Source organism: Finegoldia magna, from assembly GCF_018371055.1.
Lineage (GTDB): Bacteria > Bacillota > Clostridia > Tissierellales > Peptoniphilaceae > Finegoldia > Finegoldia magna_I.
This window is the reverse complement of sequence record NZ_JAGYZD010000121.1, coordinates 1-5230: the sequence shown is the minus strand read 5'-3', so window position 1 is coordinate 5230 and position 5230 is coordinate 1. Positions and strand designations below refer to the sequence as shown.

The 5230-nt window shown below is 34.1% G+C and carries 4 protein-coding genes and 1 pseudogene; all 5 read left to right on the top strand.

Annotation, left to right across the window (positions count from 1 at the left end):
• Window positions 1–379: 379 nt before the first annotated feature.
• A complete protein-coding gene (locus KHW44_RS06150; RefSeq protein ID WP_304067247.1) occupies window positions 380–1924 on the top strand; it encodes an NAD(P)/FAD-dependent oxidoreductase in 1545 nt (514 codons plus the stop codon).
• Window positions 1925–1994: 70 nt separating this feature from the next.
• On the top strand, window positions 1995–2948 hold the full coding sequence (locus KHW44_RS06145) for a 1-phosphofructokinase family hexose kinase (protein ID WP_304067244.1): 954 nt from the start codon (window positions 1995–1997) through the stop codon (window positions 2946–2948).
• Window positions 2949–3134: 186 nt separating this feature from the next.
• Window positions 3135–4586 carry an IMP dehydrogenase gene (guaB, locus tag KHW44_RS06140; protein ID WP_094208220.1) on the top strand — a complete coding sequence of 484 codons (1452 nt, stop codon included), beginning with the start codon at window positions 3135–3137 and terminating at the stop codon, window positions 4584–4586.
• Between the two features lie 9 nt (window positions 4587–4595).
• Window positions 4596–5069, top strand: a complete 474-nt coding sequence (purE, locus tag KHW44_RS06135; protein WP_304067238.1) for a 5-(carboxyamino)imidazole ribonucleotide mutase — start codon at window positions 4596–4598, stop codon at window positions 5067–5069.
• Window positions 5069–5230 (top strand): annotated as a pseudogene (locus KHW44_RS06130) (phosphoribosylformylglycinamidine cyclo-ligase); the annotation flags it as partial. The gene purE and the pseudogene KHW44_RS06130, both read left to right, overlap by 1 nt.

Genomic DNA, 5230 nt, shown 5'->3' with positions numbered 1-5230 from the left:
TGATAAGTATTCCTTCACTAGTTTAATTTTAAATTCTTTTGTGTATTTTGGCATACAAAAACCCCTCCATCCGTATTCCGGATTTTGGGGTTCAGGTCACTTCGGTAGGCAGCTTTTTTAGGTTAATATTTAAAAATCTAATGCACGAATATCTAGACTCCAAAAATTGTAGATTTCTAAATCTCAAAATCCTAAAATTGCAAACTCGCTTACGCTCAAACAGTGCGATTTTAGCCGGATTTTTTCTATTTGAAATCAAGTCAATTTTTTCCGTATGATATTCTTAGCATTAGGATTTTAAAACACCTTATTCTCTACCTATCAATAATTCTATTTAAATAATGATATAATACAAGTAGTAAATGAAAGAGAGAAAAATATGATTATTATTAGAAATATAAAATTAAAAAATGACGACGAAAACGAATTGAAGAAAAAAATCTCTAAAATGATCGGAACGAAAAACTTCAATTATGAAATCTACAGAAAATCAATTGATGCTAGAAAAGGAATTCTGTTTAATTACCAAGTTATCGTGGATGTTGATTTGTCTGATAAAAAAATAAAATCAATTAAAAATTGCGAAAGATATCATGAAGAAGATTTTAACTTAGAAGATGTCGATAATTCGAAAAGCGTCACAGTTGTTGGAAGTGGTCCTGCAGGATTATTCTGCGCGTATTTATTAGCGAAAAACGGAGCTAAGGTGAAAGTTATTGAACGAGGAAGCGAAGTATCGAAAAGAGTTGAAGATATCAACAAATTCCTGGATACTGGTAAGCTAAACACAAACAGTAACGTGCAATTTGGTGAAGGTGGAGCTGGAACTTTTTCTGACGGCAAATTAACTGCACGCTCCAAAGACAAAAGAGTCAGAGAAGTTTTGAAGACTTTTGTGGACTACGGCGCTCCTAATGAAATTATGTATGACTCCAAGCCACACATCGGAACCGATGAATTGCAAAAAGTAATTGTGAACATGAGAAATGACCTTATCAAAATGGGTTGTGAATTTGAATTCGATACGTTGATCGACGATGTCGAAATTGAAAATGAAAAATGTGTGGGAATAAAATCGCATAATAGAAAATTTCAATCTGACTGTTACGTTTTTGCTCTTGGAAATAGTTCTAGAGACACGGTGATGATGTTAGCCGACAAAATTAAAATGACGAACAAACCTTTTGCGGTTGGTTTTAGAATTGAGCATCCACAAAAAATGATAGATTTTGCACAATATAAATGCGACAGAGATCTTCCAAGTGCGACTTATCAGCTTTCTTATTCTGAAGAAAACAAAAGAGGAGTGTACACTTTCTGTATGTGTCCAGGCGGATATGTAATCAATGCTTCTAGTGAAGAAAATGAATTGTGCGTCAATGGTATGAGTTTTCACAAAAGAGACGGCAAGAACGCAAATAGTGCGATTGTGTGCGGTATAGATGAGAATACTTACGGACATAATTTGTTAGATGGGATTAGATTTCAACAAGAAATCGAACGCAAAGCTTTTGAATTGGGAGGATCCAATTACAATGCACCAGTTCAATTGGTAAAAGATTTTATGGATGATAAAAAATCTGAAAAAATCGGAGAAGTTGAACCGACTGTAAAACCGGGATATGTTTTGAGCAATTTGAATGATATTTACCCAGAGCATGTTACAAATTACATTAAAACTGCGATTAAAATGATGGACAACAAGCTTCACGGATTTTCAATGGATGATGCTATACTCACAGGAGTTGAAACGAGAACATCGTGTGCGGTGAGAATGGATCGAGATGATTTGTTAAGAAGCGAAAAAGTTGATAATTTGTATGTGATTGGCGAAGGTAGTGGATATTCTGGAGGAATCGTATCAAGTGCGATTGACGGATTGAAGGCTGCTGAAGTTATTCTTACATCAAAGTTATCTAAATAATTTAAAAAGCTAAATTATTGGGTATATTTATTAAAGATAAATTTTTAATTAATTTGAAGAGGGGAATAAAATGATACTTTGTATAACTGCTAATCCTGCTATTGATGTGATTTACGAAATGGATGAGCTGGATACTAATGGAGTAAATGTAGTTGATGATGCGTACAAAACGCCTGGAGGAAAAGGGATAAATGTGTCCAAAGTTTTGGATTTGTTGAGGGCAGATTTCATGGTTACAGGCTTTATTGGAGGAAGTAATGGAGATTATGTAATCGACAAGTTGGACGATGTGAATATCAAGCACGACTTTATTTTTACAAATGTCGACACAAGAAACTGCATTAGAGTGATTCATGGCGATAAGCAATTTGAAATATTTGAAAAAACTAACAAAATTGATTCTAGATTTGAAAGAACTTTTATGTCACTTATAAAAGAAATCGGAAAAAATTACAATATAGCAGTAATCAGTGGAAGTTTGATGAACGGTTTATCTGAAGATTTTGTCGAAGAAACTATGGATATTCTAAAAGCTAAGAGCAAGATTATTTTGGATACAAATGGACAAGTGACTAAAAAAGTTTTGGAAAATAATTATAAACCATTTGCTATCAAGCCTAATTTCTACGAATTTAAGGAAATCATTGGTTTAACAGAAGATATTTCTTCAGAAGATTTCGTCAACAAAGATTCTGAGTATTTGAAGGAAATTTTCAGCAATAAATTGTTGGATGATATTGAAATTGTTTTGGTTACCAATGGAAAATACGGAGCGATTTTAAAATACAAAGATAATTTGTACAGGATTTCTGTTCCTCAATACAAAATTCAAAGAACCGTCGGAAGTGGAGATGCTACTGTGGCAGGATTGGCGAAATTCTTAGATGAGGGAGAAGGCGTAATGGAAACTGTTTTGAAGGCTTTATCTCTTGGCGTATTAAATGCCAGAGTTTCAGAAGTTGAAAAATTGGACGCAGATAAAATAAACGAAGTAGCAGAACAAATAAATGTTGAACTATTATAGAAGATTTACGCATCAAAAGTTTTTTTGGTGCTTTTTTCTTGCTCAAAAATTTGTATTTCTGATATAATAGCTGTAAAGAAATAAAAGGAATAAATTTGCTTGACTTGTGATCATTTGTATGGTAAATTTATTCTCAACATTAAAAATTTTTAACAAAGTTTTTATTTATTTTATGAGGAGGGTATTATGCAATTTATCGGCGAAGGATTAACATTTGATGACGTACTTCTAGTACCAGGTCCATCAGAAGTGTTACCTAATGAAACTATCTTGAAAACAAGATTAACTAAAAAAATTGAATTGAACATTCCTATGATGTCAGCAGGAATGGACACTGTAACTGAGTCAAAAATGGCTATCGCTATGGCGAGACAAGGCGGGATCGGAATTATTCACAAGAACATGACTATTGAAGAGCAAGCAAGAGAAGTAGATAGAGTTAAACGTTCAGAAAATGGAATAATTACTGATCCTTTTTACTTATCTGCAGATGACAAAATCGTTGATGCTTTGAAATTGATGAGTCATTACAGAATTAGCGGTGTACCTATAGTTAATGATGATATGACTTTAGTCGGAATCCTAACTAACAGAGATGTTAGATTCGTAAAGGACGAACAACTTCCAATTGGAGATGTTATGACTAAGGACAATTTAATAACAGGTCACGAAAACATATCGATGGATGAAGCCTTGGAAAAAATGATGAATGCTAAGATTGAAAAACTTCCAATTGTAGATGAAAACTTCAAATTAAAAGGTCTTATCACTACAAAAGACGTTGAAAAAACAATCCAATATCCAAATTCAGCAAGAGATTCACAAGGCAGATTATTGGTTGGTGCAGCTGTTGGTATCACTAATGATATGATTGAAAGATGTCAAGCTTTAGTGGATGCAAAAGTTGATGTCGTAACAATCGACACAGCTCACGGTCATTCAAGAGGAGTTTTGAATGCTGTAACTAAATTAAAGAAAGCTTTCCCAGATCTTCAAATAATCGCAGGTAACGTTGCAACAGCAGATGCTACAAGAGATTTGATAGAAGCTGGAGCAGATTGTGTTAAAGTTGGTATTGGACCTGGATCTATTTGTACGACAAGAGTTGTAACAGGTATCGGTGTTCCTCAAATGACAGCTATAATCGAATGTGCGAAAGAAGCTGATAAACACGGTATTCCAATCATCGCCGATGGTGGTATTAAATACTCAGGAGATATTACAAAAGCATTAGCAGCAGGTGCATCTGTTATTATGGCAGGTAGCTTGTTCGCTGGTACAGAAGAAAGCCCTGGAGAATTAGTTGTATTAGAAGGTAGACAATACAAAGAATACAGAGGAATGGGTTCGCTTGGAGCTATGAAAGCTGGAAGTGGAGACAGATATTTCCAAAATAACACTAAAAAATACGTTCCAGAAGGAGTAGAAGGTAGAGTTGCTTACAAAGGATCTGTAGCAGAAGTTGTTTATCAATTAGTTGGTGGACTTCGTTCAGGTATGGGTTATGTAGGAAGCAAAGACTTAGTTGAATTAAAAGAAAAATCAAAATTCGTGAAGATTTCTCCAGCAACACTTGTAGAAAATCATCCACATGATATTACAATTACTAGAGAATCTCCAAACTATACAAAAAAATAGGAGCAAACAATGGATATTAGATTAATAATGGGAAGCAGTTCAGATATTGAAGTTGCAAAAAAAGTTACTAAAATGTTGAAAAAATTTGATCTATCATATGAAGTATCAGTTATTTCAGCACACAGAGCATTGGATGTTTTAAAAGAAACTGTTGAAAAAGACGACTGCAAAGTTTACATCACAATCGCTGGAAAAGCAGCACACTTAGGTGGAGTAACAGCAGGAATGACAACAAAACCAGTTATAGGAATTCCTGTAAAAGGATCTGCACTTGCTGGAATGGATGCTTTGTATTCAATAGTTCAAATGCCTAAAGGAGTTCCAGTTGCAACTGTAGCAATCGATGGTGGAGAAAATGCAGCTATCTTAGCAGCTCAAATGATTGCTTTGTCTGACGAAAAACTAGCTCAAAAATTAAAAGATTACAAAGAAGAAATGAAAAAAGGTGTCATTGATTCTGACAGGGAGTTAGAAGAAATATAATGGGATTAACTTACAAAGATTCTGGTGTAGATAAAGAAAAAGGCTACGAAGAAGTTCAAATTATAAAAGAAATCGTAAAGAAAACTCATGGAAAAGAAGTTCTAACAGGTATCGGTGGATTTGCTGGTTTATTTAAACCAGAAATCTCCGATATGAAAGAA